Below are 24,905 nucleotides of genomic sequence, written 5' to 3' on the forward strand. Positions count from 1 at the left end.
CACGACGGCGCAGGGGGGGGGCAGACGTTTCGCTGACGATCGCTTCCTGACGTATCAAGGGAGTTCAGCCAACCTGGCGCGCTACACTCTGGCGGTCATTGCATCCTGCTTACATCATGGCCGTCGATCCGCAAATCCTGCAGTTCTACCAACGCCTTGCCGAACAGTTCGGCGCCTTGCCCCCGCCTGAAGACGCACCCGCGCAGCGCGCGCGCTTTGAGGCGATTGCTGCGGTATCCGAGCGGCCCGATCCCGAAGGCGTTGACGTTTCAGACCTCAGCCTGCCGCTCGTGGGGCGCACGCTCGACGCCATCGTCTTTCGTCCAAAAGGCGTGATCACGCCGCGCTTGCTGGTGTGGTTCCACGGTGGTGGCTGGGTGGTCGGCGCGCCGCGCACAACGCATCGCATGCTGGCCGCATTGGTCGCGCAAGACACGGGCTGCGCCGTTGTGAGTGTCGATTACCGCCTCGCGCCCGAGCATGCGTTTCCCACGCCGGCGGACGATGCACGCGACGCGCTCGCGTACCTAGCCGAGCAGCGCGCGTACCTCGACTTCGATCCAGAGTTTCTGGCCGTGGGTGGCGATAGCGCGGGCGGCCATCTTGCGGTGCAGGCCGCGCAGGGCATGCGTCCTGGCCTCGTCAACGCGCAGTTCCTGTTATACCCCGTTACCACGCCGGCTTTCGGTAGCGAAAGCTACAACGCGTTTGCACAAGGCCCTGGCCTCACGCGTGACGAAATGCGCTGGTACTGGGAGAAATACATCGGTGCAGAAGCCCTCGCCAAGCCACTCGCCGAGCACGACGCGCGCATCTTCCTGATGGCGCGCGCGCCGGCATATACGCCGCCAGACACCGTCGTTATCGTGGCAGCGCACGACGTGCTGCGCGACGACGGCCTGCAATACGCCGACTACCTCGTGCAGCACGGCGCGCAGGTCATCACCATCGAAGCCTCCGGCATGACGCACGCCTTTGCGCGCATCCAGTTCGAGGCCGAGCGCGCACGCGAATGGATGCGCCGCGCAGCGCATGCATTCGTCGGGATAATCAGCGAGGAATAAGCAGGGCGGGACTAACGCGTGGGCGTGCGGCGCGGGCGGAACGCGGCGAGCACCCGGCGTGTGACAAACAGCGAGAGATAGTCGTGCACGCTGGCGTCGGCCGCCAATGTGCGCATTGTCTGCATGTACTGCTCGCGGACGAGATCAGCCGGTGCGCCGGTGTCCTGTGCGATCTGGTGGATCTGCTCGTCCTGGTCTGCGATGGCGGTACCCATGTTTGCTTTCCGGTCGTTGCTCTGGCGGTGACGCGCTGGCTGACTTGCGCGGCGAGTGACCACTATAGGAAACGCGTCGGAACAATCCAGCCTTGTTGCAAAGCTTTCAACGGGTCACCTGCGCGGCATCAAAACGGTGCTGTTGCCGGTGCAGACACTGCACTGGCAATGATCATTTGCCCCAGTTTGCGGGCATGCTCTGCAGGCCGATGGCGGCGCCCGACGCATCCGTCACGCGTGCCAGTTCACGATACGCAATGGCCTGCACGCGCTCGGGCAGCGGCACGAACTTCGCACGCGCGGCCAGCTCGTCGCCGTGGAAGTAACCCCACGTCAGGAACTTCAGCGCGGCCAGCGTGCGCGGGCCCGATGCGCTGACTGCCGGCACGACGATGAAGGTGCCCATGGTGATCGGCCACGTCTCCGCACCCGGCAGGTTGACCAGCGGAGCCGTGAAATCGCCTTTGCGGTTCCACGCGCTCTGCATCACCGCTTCGCGAAAGCCGCTCACCTGCGCGCTGACAAAGCGGCCCGCCGGGTTGCGTAGCTGCACGCCGCTCAGGTCGTTGTCGAGGATGTAGTTGTAGTCGACATAGCCGATGGCGCCGGACGTGGCCTGCACCGCTTTGACCACATCGCCACTGCCCTTTGCGGCTGTAAAGCCCGCCGGCCAGTTGATGGTCGACTTGGTGCCGTAAGCGCTTTTCCAGTCGGGGCTGACGGCGCTCAGATAGTCGGTGAAGTGGTACGTCGTGCCTGAGCCATCGGAGCGCACGACGGGATGGATCTTCAGCTTGGGCAGCGTCACGCCCGGGTTCAGCGCGCGCAGCTCAGGCGCATCCCAGCTCTCGATCTTGCCGAGGAAGATCTGCGCCAGCAGTTCGCCCGTCAGCTTGAGCTGACCGCGCGGCACGCCCGGCACGTTCACAAACGGCACCGCACCTGTCACCACCGACGGCACGCAGACGAGGCCCGCCTTGGCAGCCTCTGCGCTGGAGAGCGGCACGTCAGACGCACCAAAATCCACGGCGCCCGCGCGAATGCGCTTCAGGCCCTCTCCTGAACCTACCGCGTCATAGCTGAGCGCAACGCCCGACGACGCGGCATACCCCGCTGACCAGACGCGATAGACCGGCGCAGCGGCGGTCGAACCTGCGCCGCGCACATCAGCGCGCGCGACAACCGGCAAGCCCGCAGCCGCAACGGCCAGGGCGAGAACAACGTGCTTGAACATGGGGAGAGCTGCGGACTGCAGAAGACGCGAAGCGTGCGATTGTAGCGACGCGCCTGTGACAGCACGGTGTGCAGCCCTGATAGAGCCCATCTACAACATGGAGATGTGTTGTAAGACGTTCCGCAAACGTTGGGCGGAGTAGGGGGTGGGATCGGCGGTTTTGTTTAGGGCTCGCCGATCCCGGACTACCGGTCAGGCGACAGTGCTGGCCGCGTCGGCCTTGATCAAGCCCTCAGTCTTCAACGCTTCAACCACCTGCGGCCGCGCACCCACCCGCGCCATATACGCCTGCACGTTCGGATATGCGCCCATCGGCAGCGCCAGGAAGTTCGTCCAGTTCAGCACCGTAAAGGCATAGGCGTCGGCCACGCTGTAGGTGTCGGCCAAGTACGGCTGTTTGGCAAGGCGGGCATCGAGTTCGGCAAAGCGCTTGGCGAGCTTGTCCTTTGCGCCCTGGCGTGTGGCTTCCGGCGTGTCCTTGTACCAGAGCGGGCCGAAGCCTTTATGCAGCTCGGTGCTGACAAAGGTGAGCCATTCGATCACGGCAAGACGATGCGCACTGCCGGGCTTGCCGATGAGCGCCTGCGTCGGGTCGAGGTCGGCCACGTATTGCAGCAGCGCTGCGGCTTCGGTGTGGCGCGAACCATCCGCGAGCTCCAGCAGCGGCACGTAACCGCGCGGCGAGATCGTGTAGAAATCCGTGCCGTCGGCGGTGAGGTGCTTGGCAAGGTCGACGGCGGTCAGGTCAAACTGCGCACCCACTTCGCGCAGGGCGATGTGCACGGCCAGCGAGCAGGCGCCGGCGGAGTAGTAGAGCTTCATGGTTGTCATCTCGCAAATGGGTTTGGGATGCCGCCAACGGCGGCGGTGACGACACTGTAGGATTGCGTCGTTGCCAATGAAATAGGCGGGGAAGAAAATCATGCTTGCGCAGACGCAATACCGGCTGAGCGCGGCCGACCTTGAGATCGTACTGGCGATGGCGCGCACGGGCACGCTCGCCGCGGCCGGCGAGCGGCTTGGCGTGGATGCGTCCACCGTGTTCCGGTCATTGCAGCGCATCGAGCGCGGGCTGGGCGCCACGTTGTTTGCTCGCTCACGTACCGGCTATCTCGCGGGGGACTTGGCGCACGCGCTGGCGGAGCAGGCCGAGCAGGTGGAGTCGGCGCTCGAGGCGGCGCGATCGGCGGTGCATGCGGTGCCCGATCAGGTGTCAGGCACGGTACGCATCACCACCACGGACACGATCCTCGTCGGCCTGGTCGCGCCTGCGTTGAAGGTGCTGCAAGCCGAGCATCCGAACCTCACCTACGACCTCCGTGTGAGCAACGAACTGGCCAGCCTGACCCGGCGCGATGCCGACATCGCCGTGCGGGCCACGCGGCGCCCGCCGCAGCATCTGGTGGGCAAGCACATCGGCTCGATTCGGGTGGGGTTGTACGCGGGGCGCACGAGCGGCACCACCTACGCCGATGTCGAAGCCGGCCGCACGCCGTGGCTCGCGATTGACGACGCGATTCCGGATCACCCATCGGTGAGTTGGCGCAAGCGGCATTTCCCCAAGGTCATGCCCACGTACTTCGTCAACAGCCTGCAGATCGCGGCCGAGATGGTGGGGATGGGCATGGGCGTTGGGATCCTGCCCGTGGTGATGGCACAGGACCGTCGCGATCTGGTGGTGCTGCGGGATCTGGAAGATGCCAATCAATCCGAACTATGGCTGCTGACGCATCCAGAATCGCGGCACTTGCGGCGGATTGCCGTGGTGTATGGGCACTTGGCGCAGACGTTGCGGTTGCCGTAGTTCAGTTGGCCGCAACGGCCCGGGCGATCGGCTGCTCTTCGGGAATGAGCGCGGCGCGGCGGCGCAACTCCTCGGTCGTGTCGCCATTGCCGTCGGCTCGCCAGCCTGGCGGGCGGAACAGGTAGCCAAGCACTTCCCTCGCCGAGCGGGCCGTCTTCAGGTCTTGCCACAGCGCGCGCCAGTGCGCGAATTCGATCACCAGCAGGTTGTACGTGCGCATCGGGTGCACGAGGCCGTAGCGGCAGGGCACGTCCTTTCGCTCAGGGATGTACGTGCCGAACAGCCGGTCGAACACGATCAGCACGCCGCCGTAGTTGCCGTCGAGGTATTCGAGGTTGGACGCGTGATGCACGCGGTGTGCCGAGGGCGTATTCAGTACCCATTCCAGGGGCCCGAGGCGGGGAATCCACGTGGCGTGAATCCAGAACTGGTACAGCAGATTGAGCGACAGCAGCATCAGCACGATGCGCGGCGGCATGCCCAGCAGCGGCGCCAGCGCAAAGAAGGCGAGCGTGCCCGTCAATCGGCCCGTCCAGCCGAAGCGGTAGGCCGCCGACAGGTTCAGATCATTTGGTGAGTGGTGGATGGCGTGCGTACACCAGAACCAGCGCACGCGGTGCGCGGCGCGGTGGTACCAGTAGTAGCAGAACTCCTGGCCGAGAAAGCACGCAACCCAGCCCGTCCAGTGGTCCATCGGCAGCGTCCAGAGACGATGCTGGTAGACCCATTCCAGGCCTTGCATCCAGAACGCCAGCGGCAGCAGCCAGCGCAGTGGGTACTCGCGTACCAGGAAATCCACCACCGACACGCCGGCGGCCTTCCAGTCGTAGTTGGCCCAGCCGTTTCTCAAGGACAGCACGATCGCCTCGGCCAGTGACGACACCAGCACGAGCACGACGGCAATCTTCAGGATGGTGAACAGCACGGCCATGGCGCGGGGCTCCCGGCTCCGTAGGAATGCCAGCGACGGTACTGCAAACGATGCCGGGGCGGCAATTGGGGCCGACGCCGGGGCGTCTTACAACGTATTCAGCGCCCCCAGGTGTTGTTGCGGTTGTGCAGAAAGATGTGCACGCCGCCGCTCTTGTCTTGCGCCACGCCGGCGCTGCCCCAGGTATAGCGCGTCAGGCCGCCCGGGTCCTTGCCGAGTTTGCTGGCGATCCAGCGGCGGTGGCGTTGTTCTACGACGTCGATGTCGTCGTACGAAACCGGCTGTGCCAGCTCGACGAATACGCTGACGAGCGCCTCGGCTTCAAACCGCAGGCTGACGGTAATGGGCGTTGTGTCGTCCAGTGCAGCCACCGTCGCGAATTGGCAGGGGACGTCCATCCCTTCGACGCTTACAGGCCGCACTGGCCCGACCGTAAAGCGTGCCGGCAGGGCATCGGCTTTTGTCTGCGGCGTGATGCGGACGTCAGCGAACCGGACGTCACCCGTGGCGGGGTCGATGTGGAGAGCGTCGTGCATGGGCTTGGGTTTCAAGGGAATGAACTGCCTGGGCAATCATGCGGGGCGTTTCCTTTTATAGCAGCCATCCTTTCGTGGGGGCGGGTTTCGCCGCCTCAAGTTCGCCTGCGCGGTGCCGTAGCAGTTCGGAGTGGCCCCCGACAGCCGGCAGTCGGATCTGGAGGGCGCTACGGCAAATACCGTACGCAGTCAGATTCATGGAAAACGTTTGGCCTAGAAGAATCATGATCTCCTCTCTCCGCACCCGAATTCTCCTCATTTCATCGGCCACCGTGGTCGGTGCCCTGGCGCTGTCCGGCGCCGCCACCTATTCCATCGTGCGCTCCAACACGATGGAATCGATCGATCAGAACCTCGCTGCCATTGCCAGCGGCAACACGCTCGCCATCGACAAATGGGTCGCGGCGAAGGCGCAGGCCGTCAAGGCCACCGCCGGCGTGATCGAGCACGGAGACCCGCAAGGCTTCGGCAAGCACATGGGTGACGCCAACGGCTTTCCGATCATCACGATCGGCTGGACCGACAAGAGCTTCATCTCCACCAGCGCCACCACGCCCAAGGACTACGACCCGACCATCCGCCCCTGGTACAAGCAGGCCATTGCCGCAGGCCAACTGCTGGTGACGAAGCCTTACGGCGACGTGTCGACCGGCGTGCCCTACGTGTCATTTGCTGCGCCGCTCATCAAGAACGGCGAAACCACCGGTGCGCTGTCCGGCGCCGTCCCGCTGGACGGCGTGCGCGAGGTGGTGGCAGCGGTACACCCGACACCGTCGAGCCTCGCCTTCGTGGTCGCCAAGGATGGCCAGGTGATTGCCCACCCTGACGCAAAATTGATGCTCAAGCCGGCCACCGACGTGGCGGCATCGCTCACCGTCGATACGCTCACCAACCTGGCGAAGGCCACCGCGCCGCTGGAGGTCGAGCTGGCCGGCGCGCCTAAGCTGCTCAAGGCGCAGGCCGTGCAAGGCACCGATTGGTACCTGGTGATCGCGCTGGACAAGGCGGAAGCCACCGCCGGTTTGCGCAACGTCGTGCGTGCGCTGGCAGTGGCCATGGTGCTGCTGACGCTGGCTGCCGTGGGCATCGCCGCGTTCTTCACCTCGCAGTCGTTCCGCCGCCTGTCGCAGGTGCGTGATGCGATGGACACCATCGGCTCCGGCGGCGGTGACCTCACGCACCGCCTGCCCGTGGTCGGCAACGATGAAGTCGCGCAGATCAGCGCCTCGTTCAACACGTTCATCGACAAGATTGGCGAAGTGCTGCTGGAAGTGCGCGCCAGCGTCGACAGCATGAAGTCCGCCACCGGCGAGATCGAAGCGGGCAACCGTGACCTGTCCAATCGGACCGAAGTGTCGGCCAGCAACCTGCAGGAAACCTCTGCCGCGCTGACCGAACTGACGACCAGCGTGAAGAACTCCGCCGATGCCGCCGTGCAGGCCACGCGCCTGGCCAGCGACGCCAGCGATGCCGCCACGCGCGGCGGCGACGTGGTCTCGAGCGCGGTCAGCACGATGGACGAGATTGCCAAATCGTCGGCGCGCATTACCGAGATCATCGGCGTGATCGACAGCATTGCGTTCCAGACCAACATCCTCGCACTGAACGCCGCGGTGGAAGCCGCCCGTGCCGGCGAGAACGGCCGCGGCTTTGCCGTGGTGGCCGGCGAGGTGCGCACGCTGGCGCAACGCAGCGCCACGGCCGCCCGCGAGATCAAGGATCTGATCCAGGCATCCGAAGCCAGCGTGAAGACCGGCGCGCAACGCGTGCAGGCCGCCGGCACAACGATGCAGGAGATCGTGCAGGGCATCGAGCGTGTCGCGCGCATCATCGGCGAGATTGATGGTGCGATGCACGAACAGAGCACCGGTATCAGCCAGATCGATCGCAGCGTCGCCGAGATGGACCAGGCCACGCAGCAGAACGCTGCGCTGGTCGAGCAGTCGACGGCCGCATCGTCGATGCTCAACGAGCAGGCCCAGGGTCTGGCTCGCACGGTCGGGCTGTTCAAGCTGCGCAGCGCCTGAAGCGCTGCACCCCTCTTCACCGCGCCCGGGCCGGGTGCTCCTTTGCCTAGAATGGAGCCCCGGCAACTTTCCCCGCGCCTCTTGCCTTCGGCGGACGTTGCCTGACCTCAACGCTCCGCCTGCATGCCCAATGTGCTGATCCTCGGTGGCCGCGCGCCGGTGGCGCTCGACCACGCCCGCCGCTTTGCCCACCAGGGGTGGACGGTCTGCATTGCCGAGAGTATTCCGTGCCAGATCAGCGGGGCCTCCAGGGCGGTCGCGGCCACCTTTCGCATTGCATCGCCGCGTCATGCGCCGGCGCAGTTCGCGGCGGACCTTGCACGCATCGTCCGGGAGCGCGCCATCGATCTGGTGGTGCCGACGTGCGAGGAAGTCTTTTTTGTATCGCGCTATCGGCATCACTTGCCGAACCACGTGCGGGTCCTGGCCGAGGATTTCGACACGCTGCGCGCGGTGCACAGCAAATGGCAGTTCCTGGAACTCGCGCAGGATTGCGGCGTGGATGTGCCGGTCTCCGCGCGGGTGCGCACGTTGGCTGAAGCGCGCGCCTGGGCAGCCGGGCGCCCCGTCGTTCTCAAGCCGGAGTTCTCACGCTTTGGCGTGCATGTGCGCCTGTATCGCACCGGCATTCCCGACGATGCACCGCCGCTGGCCGATCTGGGCGCGTGGGTGGTGCAGCGCCTGGTGGCGGGGCAGGAATTCTGCTCGTACAGCGTGGCCGATCGCGGTCGGCTGGTGGCGCACGCGCTGTATCGGCCCGACTGGCGCATGTCGACCAGTGCGAGCTTCTACTTCGCGCCCGCACGCATCGACGCGGTCCGCAATTTCGTCGCCAACTTTGCGCGCAAGCTCGACTTCACGGGGCAGCTCTCGTTCGACTGGATCGAGCAGGCCGATGGCCGCGTGAGCCCGCTCGAATGCAACCCGCGCGCCACCAGCGGTTGCCACTTGTTCGGCCTTGACGATCCACTGCCCGCCGCGCTGGCCGGCACGCTCGACGGCTGCATCGAACCGTCGCCGGGTGTGCCGCGCATGGCGGCTGCGGTGATGGCATCAGCGGGGCTGTTCGATGCCGTGCGCCACGGCAGGCTGCGCCAATGGCGCCAGGACTGGCGCGCCGCCACCGACGTCATCGCCACGCCGGGCGACCGCGGCCCGCTGTGGGGCGGCGTGTGCGATCTCGCCGCCTATGCGCGCATGGCGATCGCGCAGCGTTGCAATATGCGCGAAGCGGCCACGCAAGACATCGAGTGGGATGGCCAGGAGCTGCCCGAGGTATGACGGCGCCCGGCGCCGTGCCGCATGCATGCTTTGCCGACAAGGCGGGCGCGTTCCTGCATGTGCATCGCGGGCAGGCGTCGCTGCCGTTCGTCGCCAATCTGGTGACGCAGGTCGACGTGATGGAGGCCGGCGGTTTGCCGCTGCCGGTGACGATCAACGGCAGTGACGATCGCGCCAATCATGCCGAGAATGCCTGGGTCTGCTCGCCCATCACCACGTATGGCCGCTATGCGGCGGAAGAGTCCGAGCGTCTGATGCCGCGCGTGCTGCGGCCGCTGCTGCGCGGTGCGATCGGCCTGGCCGATGCGTGGATGCGGCGTGCGCAGCTGGACCGGGCGGTGGCCGTCAACAACTGGCTCGTCAGCACGAACCTGTATCCATCGGTAGCGGCGTTCGATCTGGGCGCGCTGGCGCGTACGTGCCGCGACCGGTGGCCCGACCGCGCGATCTGGCTGCGTTCGCTCAACACGATCCAGCATGCCGACTGGCTGCGCGCTGCCACGGTCGCCGGCTTCGATTTGATCCCCACGCGGCAGGTCTATCTGTTCCAGCACCTGCAGCGTGCCTCGCGCGCATCGGAGGTGCGTCGCGACCTGCGGCGGGATCTCAAGCTGCTCAGCTCGACACCGCTGACGTTCGTGCCGCACGATGCCTTTACCAATGCCGATTTCGCGCAGGCCGAGCGGCTGTATGCGCAGCTCTATCTCGACAAATATTCCGCCTTGAACCCGCGCTATACCGCAGCGTTCCTTCGAGCGTGGCATGCGGCGGGGCTGCTCGAATGTGCGGGATTTCGCGATGCGCAGGGCGTGTTGCGAGCCGTTGTCGGCGTGTTTGGGCAAGGGCCGTTACTGACAGCGCCCATCGTCGGGTACGACACGACGTGGCCACAGCAGGCGGCGCTGTATCGCCTGCTGATGGCGCACGTGCTGCGCCTGACCATCACGCGCGGTGCCGAACTGAACCTGAGCGCCGGTGCCGCCCACTTCAAGCGCCTGCGCGGCGGCATGCCCGCCATTGAGATGAGCGCCGTGTACTGCCGGCATCTGCCGCCCGCCACACGCCACGCCATCGCTGTGCTGCGCACCCTCACAACCCGGATCGGCGTGCCGATCATGCAACGCTTTCAGTTATGACTGCCTGGAACGCCACGCTGCTGCGCGGTTGGTATCCCGTCGCCGAAGCGCACCGCCTGCGCGACAAGCCGATGCGCGTGACCCTGTTCAACCGCGCGGTGGTGCTCGCGCGTTTGCCTTCGGGAAGCCTGCTTGCGCTTGATGACCGCTGCCCGCATCGGCATGTGCCGTTGTCCGATGGACAGCTCGTCGGCGTGACACTGCAATGCAAGTACCACGGCTGGACGTTCGGCGCCGACGGCCGCTGCACTGCCATGCCGGGCATGTGCCCGGGCGCCGCTGTGCCCGCCGTGCAAGTGAACGCGTGGCAGGCGTTCGAGCACGACGGGCTGGTCTGGATGAGCGCACGGGCACCAGGTGAGGCCGCCCCTGCCGCATTGCCGGCGTTCCTGAATCGCTTGCCGGCCGGCAGCCGCCGCTTTCTGTGGAGCACGTTGTGGCAGGCCCGCCCGGCCGACGCGTTGGAGAATTTTCTCGACCCGCTGCACACGCATCTCGTCCACCCGGGCCTGGTGCGCAGCCATGGCGCGCGCCAGCCGATGACGGTGACCGTCACCCAGTCGGCAGATGGCTTGCAGGTGGACTACGCCGGTCAGGCGCAGCAAAGCGGCTTGCTGTACCGCCTGTTCGAATCACCCCGCACCATGGAGCGCGCGCATTTTGGTCTTGCCGCCCCGGCGACCGCCCAGCTCGAATACCGCTACGCCAACGGCAGCGCGCTGTATTTCACGCTGCACTTCACGCCCGAAGACGACATGCGCACGCGCCTGTTCGCCACGCTGCATGTGGAAAACCGCTGGGCGCCTGCCTGGGCCGTGCGCTGGTTCGTCTGGCCGTTCCTGTATCGCGTGGCTGAGCAAGACCGCCGCGTGGTTGAGGCGCAGGCTGCCAACAGCGCGCGCTTTAACCGCCAGGACGGCATTTCCACCGAACTCGATCTTGTGCGGCCCATGCTGGACGCCGTGTGGATGCCCAGCGGCAAGCCTGTGGAGCCGGGCGAGCGGGTGATGCAGATGTGGCTGTAGCGCACCACGCCGTTACATTGACCGTCCGTCGAAGTGGGTGACCGGCACGCTGGCCAGATCGATGTCTTCCAGGCAGCGGACGTTGACGGCAATCATCGGTGTGCCGTCGGGCATGACGCCTTCGGCATACGGATGGATGCCGCAAGTCGGGCAGAAGCGGTGCTTGATCACATGCTTGCGGAAGAGATAGGTGCTGGCGTTGTCTTCCGGCGTGAGCAGCCGCACCTTGTCGGGCGCCACAAACCACAGCAGCGAGCCTTTGCGCTGGCAGACCGAGCAGTTGCACGCCATCGCGCTTTCCGGATGACCTTCAACTTCGAACGCGACGTTTCCGCAGTGGCAGCTTCCCTTGTGTGTCATGCCGGTCTCCTTGTGGCGTGTTTGTGATGGATGTGGCGCCGTCCACTATAGGCGAGCCGGTCCGCGCACGATGCCCGCTTTCTCGGGAATCACCCTAGGTCTCTGCCTCCATGCAGCGGTGCGACAATCGCCGCGAGTCGACCACACGAACGCCCCACGGATCGCCGCGCCTTGACGGCGACCGCGTCATGAGGAGCCATCATGCATCGCCATCGTCCTGTTGCTGTGATCCGGGCGGTTTCTGCCGCCGCCATCTTTGTCGGCAGCGCCAGCGCGTTTGCGCAAGCGTCGGAACCGGCGGCTGTTCCAGTCTTAGCGCCACAGATCTCGGCACAGATCATCAACATGGGCGGCATGACCCCGGACGAGATCGGTCCCGTCATCGCCGAGATGGGTACGCTGCGCACGAAAACGCTGGTGACGGCCGCCAACGGCACGGTCGGCATCCAGGTGGGCACTGTGGCCAAGCACACGCATACGTACTCGGATGAGATCCAGTACGTGATGTCGGGCACGGCCACCGTCTGGCTCGACAACGCGCCGCGTGAGGTCCGGGCGGGCGATCTGATCGTGATTCCGCGCGGCGTAGTGCACGGAACGCTGACCACCAGCACGGATTTCAAATCGATGGCGATCAAGCTGCCGCCGCAGCGTGCGGGCGATACGCACAAGGTGCCGTGACATCTGCGCCGTGATCTGCGGCATGTTGGCCTGGGTCAGGGCGGGATGAAAACACCATCCCTTACAATGGCGCCCTCCTAAAGAGTCCATCGCCATGTCCGCACCGCTCGCCAACGACACCTTCCTGCGCGCCCTGCGCCGCCAGCCCACCGACTACACGCCGCTGTGGCTGATGCGCCAGGCGGGCCGCTATCTGCCGGAGTACAACGCCACGCGCGCGCGGGCCGGCAGCTTCCTCGGCCTGGCCAAGTCGCCGGCGTATGCGACGGAAGTGACGCTGCAGCCGCTGGATCGCTATCCGCTGGACGCGGCGATTCTGTTCTCCGACATCCTGACCGTGCCCGACGCCATGGGCCTGGGCCTGTCGTTCGCGCAGGGCGAGGGCCCGCGCTTTGCCAAGCCGGTGCGCACGGAAGCCGATGTGGCGGCGCTGTCGGTGCCGGACATGTCGTCGCTGCAATATGTGTTCGATGCCGTGGCGGAAATCCGCCGCGCGCTCGTGCAGGACGGCCGCCAGCGTGTGCCGCTGATCGGCTTCTCGGGCAGCCCGTGGACGCTCGCCTGCTACATGGTCGAAGGCGGCGGCTCGGACGACTTCCGCACCGTCAAGTCGATGCTCTACGCGCGCCCCGACCTGATGCACCGCATCCTGGAGATCAACGCGCAGGCCGTGATCGACTATCTGAACGCGCAGATTGATGCCGGTGCCCAAGCTGTGCAGGTGTTCGATACCTGGGGCGGCGCGCTGGCCGATGGCATCTACCAGGAGTTTTCGCTGGCCTACATGGCCCGCGTGGTGAAAGGCATCCGCGCCGGGGCCGATGGCCAGCGCGTGCCGGTCATCCTGTTCACCAAGGGCGGCGGCCTGTGGCTTGAAGCCATGGCCGACACCGGGGCCGACGCGCTGGGTGTTGACTGGACCGTCAACCTGCAGCTCGCCCGCCAGCGCACGGCTGGGCGTGTCGCCCTGCAGGGCAACCTGGACCCGACGGTGCTGTTTGCCGAACCGGATGCCATTCGCGCCCAAGTGCGCCGCGTGCTGGAAGACTACGCAGCCAGCGGCGACAGCGACGGCCACATCTTCAACCTCGGCCACGGCATCTCGCAGTTCACGCCGCCCGAAGCCGTGTCGGTGCTGGTGGACGAGGCGCACAGTTTCAGCCGTGCGCTGCGCACAAAAGCGAAGTAACACGTATCAGATCAATGCTGCGGTGCGATAGCGTTTGAATTGGGCCGCAGTAGTGCGTGAAGCCAAGGGCACGGGTGGAATCTTCGCCGCTTTGGTGCAGTAAGGGTGAGTGACTACTCGCGTGCGGGTGGCCCCATCTGGCCCGAAAGGGGTGTCAAGCGATTTATTTCGCGCTTTCTGGTGCGTAAGCCGCCTGTCAAGACTTGACTTATGCACAAAGCTGTCGCGGCTGGTTCTTTCCGCGACGCAACAGGGGAAGCGTTGTGCATCCAACGCATAAGTGTTTGATTTTTCTAAGAGAAAGCCGCGTGCGCGTAAATCGTGCAAGCTAGAAAAACGGTGAATCCATTGGCCTTCGCAGGCGCGGCAGGCGACTTTTCAACAAAGTTATCCACAGGCTGTGTGGATAGCCCGGAAAACGGTCGCCGATCAGGGCGCCAGGGCGCAAACCTCAAGTAATACTTGAACATTGAGCCGGCCACGACAATGGCTGTGAAGGCAAGGTGAGATGGGCAAGACGCATTTCCCAGGTGCAGGATTCGCCGCTGCATCGCAACAATCCCTTTGCAATTCAACCGTTTGCGCTTTGCATGACCACCGCCCAAGTCGACGCTGCGTTCTCTGATGCCAAGGCGTCGGCCGCCATCGCGCGGGTAGTGATTGATACGCCGCTCGATGCGGTGTTCGATTACCGGTGCGGGCCGCCTGTGCTTCCCGGGCAACTTGTCGTCGTACCGTTTGGCAACCGCCGTGTGGTGGCGTTGGTCATCGACACCGCCGCGACCACCGATGTGCCCCAAGAGAAGCTGCGCGATGTCGAGCGGGTGCTCGACTGGGTGCCGCCGCTCAATGTCGAATGGCGAGCTTTGGCCGAGTTTGCTGCCGGTTACTACCACCGCGCGCTGGGCGAAGTGACGTTGCCCGCACTACCGCCGCTCTGGCGCACGCCGGGCAGCTGGGACAACCTCGCGCGCCAGGCCAACGAAACCGTCTACGTAATGTTCGAACCGGCCCGGGCCGCGTTGCTGGACAGCATTCCGAAACGTGCGTCCGGCGCCATGCGCCTAGCTGAAGCGCTGACCGGCGATGGCGAGCTGTCCGCCAGCGCTGCCGTCGAACTGCACGGGCAAGCCGTCGCTAAGCTGCGGGATTGGACGGCCGTCGGCTGGCTGCGCGCAGAACTGCGGCCGAAAGCGCTGTTGCCGCAACCGCTCGAATTGCCGGCGCCTTCCGTCGCGCCCGCCCTGAACGATGAGCAGGCGACCGCCGTGGCGGCCATTGCCCAAGCTGGCGCGGCGGGCACATTCAGCCCGTTCCTGTTGTACGGCGTGACCGGCAGCGGCAAGACCGAGGTTTACCTGCACGCCATCGCCGACGCCCTGGCGCGGGACCCGGCCGCACAGGTGCTGATGCTGGTGCCCGAGATCAACCTGACACCGCAACTGGAAGCGCGTATCGCCGCACGTTTCCCCGGCGTGCCCATGGCCGCGCTGCACAGCGGCCTGGCCGAACAGCCGCGTGCGTTGAACTGGCTGGCCGCCCATCGCGGCGAGGCCCGCATCGTCCTCGGCACGCGGCTGGCGATGCTGGCGTCGCTGCCTAACCTCGCGCTCATCCTCGTCGACGAAGAGCACGACACGTCGTACAAGCAGCAGGAGGGGCTGCGCTATTCCGCACGCGATCTGGCGCTGTGGCGCGCCAAGCAGCGCAACATCCCCGTCGTGCTGGGCTCGGCCACGCCGTCACTGGAAACGTGGTGGCGCGCAGAACAGACCCCCACCACGCGTCTGACGCTCTCGCAACGCGCGCAGGCTGAAGCGGTGCTGCCGCGCGTATCGCTCGTCGACTTGAATCTGGAGCGCCGCGCCGGGCGTGAGATTCGCGATGGGCTGTCTAAACCGCTCGTCGATGCGATTGCCGATCGCCTGGCGCGCGGCGAACAGAGCCTGCTGTTCCTCAACCGCCGCGGCTACGCGCCCGTGCTTTCGTGTGACGCGTGCGGCTGGTTGTCGGGCTGCCCACGTTGCTCGGCGTACCTCGTGCTGCACAAGCCCGAGCGGCGACTGCGCTGCCACCACTGCGGGTACGAATCCCGCATCCCGCATCACTGCCCCGACTGCGGCAACGTCGACATCGCTCCGCTTGGGCGCGGCACACAGCGCATCGAAGAGACGCTCGGCGAGCTGTTTCCGCAGGCCCGCGTCGCCCGCATCGACGCCGATTCCACCCGCCGCAAGGGCAGTGCCGAAGCGCTGTTCGACACCGTGCACGAAGGCAGTGTCGACATCCTGATCGGCACGCAGATGGTCGCCAAGGGGCATGACTTCCAGCGGGTGACGCTGGTGGGCGTGGTCGCACCCGACTCCTCACTGTTCTCGCACGACTTTCGTGCGGGGGAGCATCTTTTTGCCTCGCTGATGCAGGTGGCGGGCCGCGCGGGCCGGGCCGGGCTGGCTGGGGAGGTGCTGATTCAGACGCGGTATCCGGATGCCCCCGCGCTGCAGGCGCTGGTTCGGCACGACTACGGCGGTTTTGCGCGCCAGTTGCTGCGGGAACGCAAGCAAGCCGGGCTGCCGCCGTTTGCCTATCAGGCGCTGCTCACCGCCGAGCACAAGGAAGTGGCGCGGGCGCTTGAATTTTTGGGCGCTGCGCGTTCTGCGGGTGAAGCCTTGGCGGCCGAAATGGGTGCGCCGGTGTTTTTGCATGATCCGGTGCCCATGACGATGGTGCGGTTGGCCAACCGCGAGCGCGCGCAGTTGCTGGTGGAGTCGGCTTCTCGGGCGGCTTTGCAGAAGTTCTTGTCTGCCTGGACCGAGGGGTTTGCTGGGATCGGCAAGACTGTGAAGGGGGTGCGGTGGCAGTTGGAGATTGATCCTTTGAGGATTTGAGGCTTGGTGGTCCATTTGTGTTTCGTACCCTGCCGGGCACGACTCACTTTTCTTTGTCTTGCCAAAGAAAAGTAAGCAAAAGAAAGGCGCGCCCGAGATGGCGAAAGCCTTCTTGGATTTGTGTCGCGGGGAGGGGAAGGAGCCAAACTCGCTGCGCTCAGACAAGGCTCCTTCCTTAATCCTCCCCGCAACAAAAATCCAAGGCGCCATCAAGGGCTCAACGTCAAAAGAAAAAGGCCAACCCATCGTGCGGTTGGCCGTGTCGTTTGGGCTTGCACTGAGATGGTTTGGCCTTTGACTTTCCTGCCCTAGATGGCGCCTTGAATTTCTGTTGCAGGGAGGAAAAAGAGGGGAGGCCTGTCTGAGCGCAGCGAGTTTGCCTCCCCTCCCTCCCTGCGACATAAATTCAAGGAATGGGTCGCCATCTCGGGCGCGCATTTCTTTGCTTACTTTCTTTGGGCAAGACCAAAGAAAGTGAGTCAGCCCCGGCAGGGGATGAAACAAGGGATGCACCAAAAACAAAAAACCAAGCCCATAAAGCGACGCTAAAGCCACGCCGAGAGCCCCCCACACCACGTGCGGTTGCACCCAAATCTACCCATTTCGAACCAAGGGGTTTCACTAGGTTGCACCTTCAAGATCGCCAGGCGTATGATCCGCCCAATTTGCCGGCCACAAGCTAGGCAATGGCAGCTCTGGATAGGAACCCACATGGCTACAACCACCCTCGGGGTCAAGCTGGACGATGCTTCGCGTGAACGCCTCAAGCGCGTTGCGCAGTCCATTGACCGCACGCCGCACTGGCTGATCAAGCAGGCGATCTTCACGTATCTGGACCAAGTGGAGCGGGGGCAGCTGCCAACTGATGCAAACGGCCCGGCGGCGGATGGCCTCCCGTCCGCCGCCGCAGCCGTCTCCGACGTGCACGAGGGTGATGAGCCCGCGGTGCAACCGTTCCTCGAATTCGCGCAGAGCGTGCAACCGCAGTCGGTGCTGCGCGCTGCCATCACGGCCGCCTACCGCCGACCGGAAACCGAAGCGATTCCGATGTTGCTGGAGCAGGCCCGTCTGCCGGGCGCGCTCGCCTCGGAAGCCAAGCAGCTGGCCCGCGATCTGGCCGGCAAGCTGCGCACGCAAAAGGTCGGCACTGGCCGCGAAGGGTTGGTGCAGGGCCTGATCCAGGAATTCTCCTTGTCGAGCCAGGAAGGCGTGGCGCTGATGTGCCTGGCCGAGGCGCTGCTGCGCATTCCCGACAAGGCCACGCGCGACGCATTGATCCGCGACAAGATCAGCAACGGCAACTGGTATTCGCATGTCGGCCAGAGCCCGTCGCTGTTTGTGAATGCCGCCACCTGGGGCCTGCTGCTCACGGGCAAGCTGGTCGCCACGCATAACGAAGCGGGGCTGTCGAAGGCGCTCACGCGCATCATCGGCAAGAGCGGCGAGCCGCTGATCCGCAAGGGCGTGGACATGGCGATGCGCCTGATGGGCGAGCAGTTCGTCACCGGCGAAACCATTTCCGAAGCGCTGGCCAACGCGCGCAAGTTCGAGGCCGAAGGCTTCCGCTACTCCTACGACATGCTCGGCGAGGCCGCGATGACGGAGGAAGACGCGCAGCGCTACCTCGCGTCGTACGAGCAGGCCATCCGCGCGATCGGCCAGGCGTCGGGCGGGCGCGGCATCTACGAAGGGCCGGGCATTTCGATCAAGCTGTCGGCGCTGCATCCGCGCTACTCGCGCGCGCAGTACGACCGCACGATCAACGAGCTGTATCCGCGTGTGAAGGCGCTGGCGATGCTGGCGCGTGAATACGACATCGGCATCAACATCGATGCCGAAGAGGCCGACCGCCTGGAACTGTCGCTCGATCTGCTGGAGCGCCTGTGCTTTGCGCCCGAGCTGGCTGGCTGGAACGGCATCGGCTTTGTGGTGCAGGGCTATCAGAAGCGCTGCCCGTTCGTGCTGGACTACATCATCGACCTGGCCCGCCGCAGCAAGCACCGCCTGATGATCCGCCTGGTGAAGGGCGCGTACTGGGACAGCGAGGTCAAGCGCGCGCAGGTCGACGGCCTGGAGGGCTACCCGGTCTACACGCGCAAGGTCTACACCGACGTGTCGTACCTGGCCTGCGCCCGCAAGCTGCTGGCCGCGCCGGAAGCGATCTTCCCGCAGTTCGCCACGCACAACGCGCACACACTGGCGGCCATCTATCACATGGCCGGCCAAAACTATTACCCCGGTCAGTACGAGTTCCAGTGCCTGCACGGCATGGGTGAGCCGCTGTACGAGCAGGTGGTCGGCAACAAGCCAGGCAAGCTGAACCGCCCGTGCCGCATCTACGCGCCGGTCGGCACGCATGAAACGCTGCTGGCCTATCTGGTGCGCCGCCTGCTGGAAAACGGCGCCAACACCTCGTTCGTGAACCGCATTGCGGATGAGTCGATTCCGCTGGACGACCTCGTCGCCGATCCGGTGGCAGTGGTGGAAAAGATGCACGCCGATGAAGGGACGCTCGGCCTGCCGCATCCGAAGATTCCGCTGCCGCGCCACCTCTACGGCGATGTGCGTGCCAACTCGTCAGGCATTGATCTGGCGAACGAGCAGCGCCTGGCGTCGTTGTCGTCCGCCCTTCTTGCGGGCACGAGCACGGTCTGGAATGCCGAGCCGACCATCGGCGATGCGCCTTACACGGGACGCATTTCGGAAACCCGGCCGCAACCGGTGCGCAATCCGTCGGACCTGCGCGACGTGGTCGGCCACGTGACCGAGGCCACCGAAGCCGACGTCGATGCAGCGTTGTCGGCCGCCGCCGCTGCTGCCCCGATCTGGCAAGCCACGCCGCCCGAGGCGCGCGCCGCGTTGCTCGATCGCGCAGCAGACCTCATGGAAGGCGAGATGCAGCACCTGATGGGGCTGATCATCCGCGAGGCGGGCAAGACGCTGTCCAACGCCATTGCGGAAGTGCGTGAAGCGGTCGATTTCCTGCGCTATTACGCGGCGCAGGTGCGCGGCGGGTTCTCCAACGACACGCATCGCCCGCTGGGCCCCGTGGTCTGTATCAGCCCGTGGAACTTCCCGCTGGCGATCTTCACGGGCCAGGTGAGCGCGGCACTAGCTGCCGGCAACCCGGTCCTGGCCAAGCCCGCTGAGCAGACCCCGCTGATCGCCGCTCAGGCCGTGCGCATCCTGCGTGAAGCCGGCGTGCCGGCCGGCGCCGTGCAACTGCTGCCGGGCCGTGGCGAGACCGTCGGCGCGGCGCTTGTGAAGGACATGCGCACCAAGGGCGTGATGTTTACCGGCTCGACCGAAGTCGCGCGCATTCTGCAGCGCACGCTGGCTGGCCGCCTGGATGCCAACGGCGCGCCGATCCCCCTGATTGCCGAAACCGGCGGTCAGAACGCGATGATCGTGGATTCTTCCGCGCTGGCAGAACAGGTGGTGGCGGATGTGCTGTCGTCTGCGTTTGATTCGGCAGGCCAGCGGTGCTCGGCGCTGCGCGTGCTGTGCCTGCAGGATGATGTCGCCGATCGCGTGCTCGCGATGCTCAAGGGCGGCATGGCTGAATTGGCGATGGGCAATCCGGATCGCCTCGCCACGGATGTGGGCCCGGTGATCGACGCCGAAGCGCGCGACAACATCGTCGGCCATATCGAAGCGATGCGGGCCAAGGGCCGCCGCGTGCATCAGGCGCCGGTGCCGGCCGCGTGCGCGCACGGTACGTTCGTGCCCCCGACCATCATCGAACTCGACAGCCTGTCGGACCTGACGCGCGAGATCTTCGGTCCCGTGCTGCACGTGGTGCGCTGGAAGCGCACGGCCAAGGATACGGATAGCGCCGGCCTGACCAAGCTGATCGAGCAGATCAATGGCACGGGCTACGGCCTGACGCTGGGCATCCATACGCGTATCGACGAGACCATCGCGCACGTGGTGGACCGGGCGCATGTCGGCAACCTGTATGTGAACCGCAATATCGTCGGTGCCGTGGTGGGCGTGCAGCCGTTCGGCGGCGAAGGCCTGTCGGGCACGGGCCCGAAGGCCGGCGGGCCGCTGTATCTGCTGCGCTTGCTGTCGACGTGCCCGCAGGACGGCATGCGCACCGCGCTGCAACTGACCGCGGGTGCCGGCACGGAAATCGACACCGATGCGCGCCGCGCGCTGCTGGCGCCGTTCGATGCGCTGGCGGACTGGGCACGCAAGCAGGCGCCTGAGCTGGCTTCGCTGTGCGAACGCCTAGCTGCGGCGTCAGCCACGGGCGCCACGGCTACGTTGCCGGGCCCGACGGGCGAGCGCAACACCTACACGCTGCTGCCGCGCGAAGCGGTGCTGTGCGTGGCGGCAGATCCGGCCGATTGGCTGCGCCAACTGGCGGCTGTGCTGGCCGTGGGCAGCGTGGCGGTTGTGCAGGAAAACCCTGCCATCGAAGCGGTACTTCGGGGCTTGCCGGCGGCAGTACAATCGCGCGTCCGCGTGGTCGGGTCGACCGACGAAGCGGCTTTTGATGCGGTGCTGCACCACGGCGATTCGGACCATCTGCGCGCCATTTGCGAAGGACTGGCACGACGTGCCGGCCCCATCGTGGGCGTGCAAGGCCTGCCGCATGGCGGGGAAGGGCTGGCGCTGGAGCGCCTGCTGATCGAGCGTTCGCTGTCGGTCAATACGGCCGCAGCGGGTGGCAACGCCAGCCTGATGACCATCGGCTGACGGGGAGCACGAGCAGGATTCGCAGCGCCATCCGCACGACGGGTGTGGGTGGAGCGCGAAGCGGGAGGAGGGCGACGGTGATCCCGTCGCGCTATTGATCCAAATTGCGTTTGAACTAGGAGACGCACAAATGAAATTGAAGCAACTGTGTCTGGCGGCAGCACTGTGCGCGCTTGGCAGCGCGGCATCGGCCCAGGAAGTCATCAAGCTGGGCTACGCCGGCCCGATGACCGGTCCTCAAGCCCAGTACGGCAAGGACATGCAGAACGGCCTGACGCTGGCGGTCGAGGAATTCAACGCCACGCATCCGAAGATTGCAGGCAAGGAAGTCAAGTTCCAGCTGATCTCGGAAGACGACCAGGCTGACCCGAAGACCGGCACCACCGTCGCACAGAAGCTGGTGGACAACGGCATCAAGGGCATGCTGGGCCACTTCAACTCGGGTACGACCATCCCGGCCTCGCGCATCTACAACAACGCCGGCATCGCAGAAATCGCGATGGCAACGGCACCGGAATACACGAAGCAAGGCTACAAGACGACGTTCCGCATGATGACCTCCGACACCCAGCAGGGTTCGGTGGTTGGCACGTACGCTGTCAAGAAGCTGGGCTACAAGAACATCGCCATCGTTGATGACCGCACGGCTTACGGCCAAGGTCTGGCGGACGAGTTCGAGAAGGCAGCCAAGGCTGCCGGCGCCACCATCGTGCGTCGCGAGTTCACCAACGACAAGGCCAGCGACTTCAAGTCGATCCTCACGCAGATCAAGGCCAAGAAGCCTGACGCCGTGTTCTACGGCGGCGCGGAAGGCCAATCGGCTCCGCTGGTCAAGCAGATGCGCGAACTGGGCATGAAGTCCACGCTGATGTCGGGCGAAATGTCCAAGACCGACGACTTCATCAAGCTGGCTGGCGCGCAATCGGCCGAAGGCGTGGTGTGCTCGCTGGCCGGTCTGCCGCTGGAACAAATGCCGGGCGGCGCTGGCTACAAGGCCCGCTACGAGAAGCGCTTCGGCACGCCGGTGCAGACGTACTCCCCGTACGCCTACGACGGCGCAATGGCCCTGATGCAAGCCATGGTGAAGGCCGGCTCGTCGGATCCGAGCAAGTACCTGCCGATCCTGGCCGCGACCAACATGCAAGGCGTGACCGCCAAGCACTACGCCTATGACGAGAAGGGCGACCTCAAGGATGGCGGTATCACCGTCTACAAGGTCACCGGCGGCAAGTGGACGCCGCTGGAGAGCGTCGGCGGCAAGTAATCCGACCGGCTCTCAGCCATTCGCAGTATGGAAACCGCCCTCCGGGGCGGTTTTTCTTTGCCGGCGGCTCAAGGCTCCAAATGCAGAGTTGTCGCTTTCTGCGTCGAACGTCATCGATCTATTATTAAATATCGTGTAACGAGGGTCTAACGCGTGTCAGTGCTTGGCTGACTTTCCCAAGCGGGTGCTTCGGGTACCATGTCGCCCATGACAGGACTTCACGATCTCTTCCCTTCGTGGCCGCCCGCACCTGGCGGTCTCTTCTGGATCGGGCTGGCGCTGGTCGGCGCGGCACTGTGCGGCGAGTTTGCGCGTGCGGCGCTGAAGCTGCCCCGCATCGTCGGCTATGCGGCGGCGGGGCTGGTGGCGGGTGTGCTTGGCCGCCCGCTCATCGACGCCGACATGCTCGACCAGACCCACATCCTGATCGAGATGGCGCTGGCGTTGGCGCTGTTCGAACTAGGGCACCGGCTGTCGTTCGAGTGGCTGCGAGCCAATCGTTGGCTCTTGCTCACCAGTGGCTTCGAGAGCCTGCTGACCTGGGGCCTGGTCACCTGGGTGCTGCAGCTGTTTGGCGTGGCGACGCCGGTGGCGGTGGCCGCAGGCGCCATCGCGGTGGCCACGTCCCCCACGGTACTGCTGCAACTGAAGAACGAACTACGCGCCGAAGGCCAGGTGACGGAGCGGTTGCTCTCGCTGGGCGCACTCAACAGCATCTACGCAAGCGTGCTGGTGCCGCTTACCGCCGGCTGGCTGCACAGCGAATACGGCCACTGGGCGGCAGCGCTGCTCCATCCGCTGTACCTGCTGGCAGGCTCCGTGCTTCTTGCCTGGGTGGTCGGCAAAGTGGGCCATGCGCTGTATCACCGCATGGCGGGTGACGATCATTACGCATTCCTGGTGCTGGTCGGCCTGGTGCTGTTTGCGCTGGCGATGGCCAAGCTGCTCAAGCTGTCGGTGCCGCTCACATTGCTGCTGGCAGGCGTGGTGTTCAAGCACCAGGACGATCACCCCCGCGTGTGGCCATCGCATTTCGGCAGCGCGGGCAGCATCTTGATTGTGGTGATGATCGTGTCGCTCGGCTTGCCGCTCAAGGCGTCGGACTGGGTGATTGGTGGTGTGGCGGCGGTGGCGCTGGTGCTGTCGCGCTTCATCGCCAAACTGGCAGCCACGACGGCGCTGGGCTCGTTCTCGGGCCTGTCGATGCGGCAGAGCATCGCCCTGGGCCTGGCGCTTGGGCCCATGTCAGGACTGTCATGGTTGCTGATGCACGATACGGCGGCACTGTATCCACAAACCGGCGGGCCGCTTGCGGCCATCATCCTGTGCACGCTGGCGATCCAACAGATTGCCGCACCAATCCTGACCGCGCGTTCGCTGCGCTGGGCAGGTGAGGTGCGACAAGACGAAGGGAGGCACTGAGCCCCATGTCCCTCGAACCGTTCTCGAAATCCGAAGCCCTCACGTTTGGCGTCGAGCTGGAACTGCAGCTCGTCAATCGCCATGACTACGACCTCGCTTCGGCGTCGCCCGACCTGCTGCGCATGCTCAAGGGCAAGGAATACCCCGGCGACATCAAACCGGAGATCACCGATTCGATGATCGAGATCTCCACCGGCATCTGCCACAGCCACGATGAAGCACTCTGGCAATTGCGCGAGATGCGCGACCGCATGGCCGACGCCGCCACGGCGCTGAACATCGGCATCTGCGGCGGCGGCACGCACCCGTTCCAGCAGTGGAGCCAGCGCCAGATTTCGCAATCGCCGCGCTATCAGTACATCTCGGATCTGTACGGTTACCTCGCCAAGCAGTTCACCGTGTTCGGGCAGCACGTGCACATTGGCTGCCCGAATCCGGACGATGCGCTGTATCTGCTGCACGCCATGTCGCGCTACGTGCCGCACTTCATTGCGCTGGCCGCGTCGTCGCCGTTCGTGCAGGGCGTGGATACGGGGTTTGCTTCCGCGCGCATGAACTCCGTCAGCGCCTTCCCGATGTCGGGCCGCGCGCCGTTTGTGCTTACATGGGATGCCTTCATCGCGTACTTCGACAAGATGCACGCCACGGGCGTGATCGAAAGCATGAAGGACTTCTACTGGGACATCCGCCCCAAGCCCGAATTCGGCACGATCGAAGTGCGCGTGATGGACACCCCGCTGACTGTTGAACGCGCCGCCGCCATCGCTGCCTATATCCAGGCGCTTGGCCGCTGGCTGCTGCTCGATCGCCCGTTCATGCCCGTGGAAGACGATTACCTCGTCTACACCTTCAACCGCTTCCAGGCATGCCGCTTTGGGCTGGCCGGCGAATACGTCGACCCGGCCACGGGCAACCGAGGCGCGCTGGCCGATCACATCCTGGAGACGAGCAAGGTGCTGTCGGCTCATGCCGAAGCGCTGTCGTCCGAAGGCGCGCTCGATATGGTGCGGGAAGTGGTGGAAGCGCGCGATGCGGATGCCGAATGGATCCGCGCGGCGCAACGTGAAACCCGCAACCTGCACGAGACCGTGCGACGCGGTTGCGGGCGGTGGACGCAGCAGGCGGCAACGCAGCCCGCCTGACG

Annotated in this window: 19 protein-coding genes; 13 read left to right on the top strand and 6 right to left on the bottom strand. The window is 65.3% G+C overall.

The window, feature by feature from the left end:
* Positions 1–116 precede the first annotated feature (116 nt).
* Positions 117–1,064, top strand: coding sequence for an alpha/beta hydrolase (locus BG83_RS0113570; protein ID WP_024977238.1), 948 nt, complete (start codon positions 117–119; stop codon positions 1,062–1,064).
* A gap of 11 nt (positions 1,065–1,075) precedes the next feature.
* Here the strand turns inward: BG83_RS0113570 and BG83_RS0113575 are convergent, their stop codons facing one another.
* From BG83_RS0113575 to gstA, 3 genes are all read right to left on the bottom strand, one after another.
* Complete coding sequence (locus BG83_RS0113575; RefSeq protein ID WP_024977239.1) at positions 1,076–1,279, bottom strand: DUF3562 domain-containing protein; 204 nt, start codon at positions 1,277–1,279, stop codon at positions 1,076–1,078.
* Between the two features lie 172 nt (positions 1,280–1,451).
* A complete protein-coding gene (pstS, locus tag BG83_RS0113580) occupies positions 1,452–2,513 on the bottom strand; it encodes a phosphate ABC transporter substrate-binding protein PstS (RefSeq protein ID WP_024977240.1) in 1,062 nt (353 codons plus the stop codon).
* A gap of 192 nt (positions 2,514–2,705) precedes the next feature.
* Positions 2,706–3,335: a glutathione transferase GstA gene (gene gstA, locus BG83_RS0113585; RefSeq protein WP_024977241.1), complete on the bottom strand. Its 630-nt coding sequence runs from the start codon at positions 3,333–3,335 to the stop codon at positions 2,706–2,708.
* Between the two features lie 100 nt (positions 3,336–3,435).
* Between gstA and BG83_RS0113590 the strand changes: the two genes are divergently transcribed.
* Positions 3,436–4,317, top strand: coding sequence for a LysR family transcriptional regulator (locus tag BG83_RS0113590; RefSeq protein ID WP_024977242.1), 882 nt, complete (start codon positions 3,436–3,438; stop codon positions 4,315–4,317).
* Position 4,318: 1 nt separating this feature from the next.
* Here BG83_RS0113590 and BG83_RS0113595 read toward each other — a convergent pair whose 3' ends face one another.
* Both BG83_RS0113595 and BG83_RS0113600 read right to left on the bottom strand, forming a co-directional pair.
* Positions 4,319–5,248: a sterol desaturase family protein gene (locus BG83_RS0113595; protein WP_024977243.1), complete on the bottom strand. Its 930-nt coding sequence runs from the start codon at positions 5,246–5,248 to the stop codon at positions 4,319–4,321.
* A gap of 98 nt (positions 5,249–5,346) precedes the next feature.
* Positions 5,347–5,784, bottom strand: coding sequence for a hypothetical protein (locus tag BG83_RS0113600; protein ID WP_024977244.1), 438 nt, complete (start codon positions 5,782–5,784; stop codon positions 5,347–5,349).
* 224 nt (positions 5,785–6,008) lie between these two features.
* Between BG83_RS0113600 and BG83_RS0113610 the strand changes: the two genes are divergently transcribed.
* From BG83_RS0113610 to BG83_RS0113625, 4 genes are all read left to right on the top strand, one after another.
* Entirely contained in the window at positions 6,009–7,811 is a 1,803-nt protein-coding gene (locus tag BG83_RS0113610) for a methyl-accepting chemotaxis protein (RefSeq protein WP_037031857.1), read from the top strand.
* 123 nt (positions 7,812–7,934) lie between these two features.
* Positions 7,935–9,092, top strand: coding sequence for a hypothetical protein (locus BG83_RS0113615; RefSeq protein ID WP_037031859.1), 1,158 nt, complete (start codon positions 7,935–7,937; stop codon positions 9,090–9,092).
* Positions 9,089–10,228, top strand: a complete 1,140-nt coding sequence (locus tag BG83_RS0113620) for a hypothetical protein (RefSeq protein ID WP_024977247.1) — start codon at positions 9,089–9,091, stop codon at positions 10,226–10,228. The genes BG83_RS0113615 and BG83_RS0113620 overlap by 4 nt, the downstream gene beginning before the upstream one ends.
* The gene (locus tag BG83_RS0113625) at positions 10,225–11,253 is read left to right on the top strand and encodes a Rieske 2Fe-2S domain-containing protein (RefSeq protein WP_051541487.1); all 1,029 of its coding nucleotides are present in this window, start codon (positions 10,225–10,227) and stop codon (positions 11,251–11,253) included. Before BG83_RS0113620 ends, BG83_RS0113625 begins: the two co-directional genes overlap by 4 nt.
* A gap of 12 nt (positions 11,254–11,265) precedes the next feature.
* Here BG83_RS0113625 and BG83_RS0113630 read toward each other — a convergent pair whose 3' ends face one another.
* A complete protein-coding gene (locus BG83_RS0113630; protein ID WP_024977249.1) occupies positions 11,266–11,613 on the bottom strand; it encodes a GFA family protein in 348 nt (115 codons plus the stop codon).
* 201 nt (positions 11,614–11,814) lie between these two features.
* On the opposite strand from BG83_RS0113630, the gene BG83_RS0113635 reads away from it, so the two are divergent.
* The 7 genes from BG83_RS0113635 to BG83_RS0113665 all read left to right on the top strand — a co-directional run bounded on the left by BG83_RS0113635 (position 11,815) and on the right by BG83_RS0113665 (position 24,903).
* Entirely contained in the window at positions 11,815–12,294 is a 480-nt protein-coding gene (locus BG83_RS0113635) for a cupin domain-containing protein (RefSeq protein WP_024977250.1), read from the top strand.
* Positions 12,295–12,388: 94 nt separating this feature from the next.
* Complete coding sequence (gene hemE / locus BG83_RS0113640) at positions 12,389–13,483, top strand: uroporphyrinogen decarboxylase (RefSeq protein ID WP_024977251.1); 1,095 nt, start codon at positions 12,389–12,391, stop codon at positions 13,481–13,483.
* A 590-nt stretch (positions 13,484–14,073) separates the two neighbouring features.
* Positions 14,074–16,371, top strand: a complete 2,298-nt coding sequence (locus tag BG83_RS0113645; protein ID WP_024977252.1) for a primosomal protein N' — start codon at positions 14,074–14,076, stop codon at positions 16,369–16,371.
* 711 nt (positions 16,372–17,082) lie between these two features.
* Positions 17,083–21,075, top strand: a complete 3,993-nt coding sequence (gene putA / locus BG83_RS0113650) for a trifunctional transcriptional regulator/proline dehydrogenase/L-glutamate gamma-semialdehyde dehydrogenase (RefSeq protein ID WP_024977253.1) — start codon at positions 17,083–17,085, stop codon at positions 21,073–21,075.
* Between the two features lie 130 nt (positions 21,076–21,205).
* A complete protein-coding gene (locus BG83_RS0113655) occupies positions 21,206–22,339 on the top strand; it encodes a branched-chain amino acid ABC transporter substrate-binding protein (protein WP_024977254.1) in 1,134 nt (377 codons plus the stop codon).
* A gap of 198 nt (positions 22,340–22,537) precedes the next feature.
* Positions 22,538–23,761, top strand: coding sequence for a cation:proton antiporter (locus BG83_RS0113660; protein ID WP_024977255.1), 1,224 nt, complete (start codon positions 22,538–22,540; stop codon positions 23,759–23,761).
* A gap of 5 nt (positions 23,762–23,766) precedes the next feature.
* Complete coding sequence (locus tag BG83_RS0113665) at positions 23,767–24,903, top strand: YbdK family carboxylate-amine ligase (protein WP_024977256.1); 1,137 nt, start codon at positions 23,767–23,769, stop codon at positions 24,901–24,903.
* The last annotated feature ends 2 nt before the right edge of the window (positions 24,904–24,905 follow it).

This window comes from Ralstonia pickettii (assembly GCF_000607165.1).
Lineage (GTDB): Bacteria > Pseudomonadota > Gammaproteobacteria > Burkholderiales > Burkholderiaceae > Ralstonia > Ralstonia holmesii.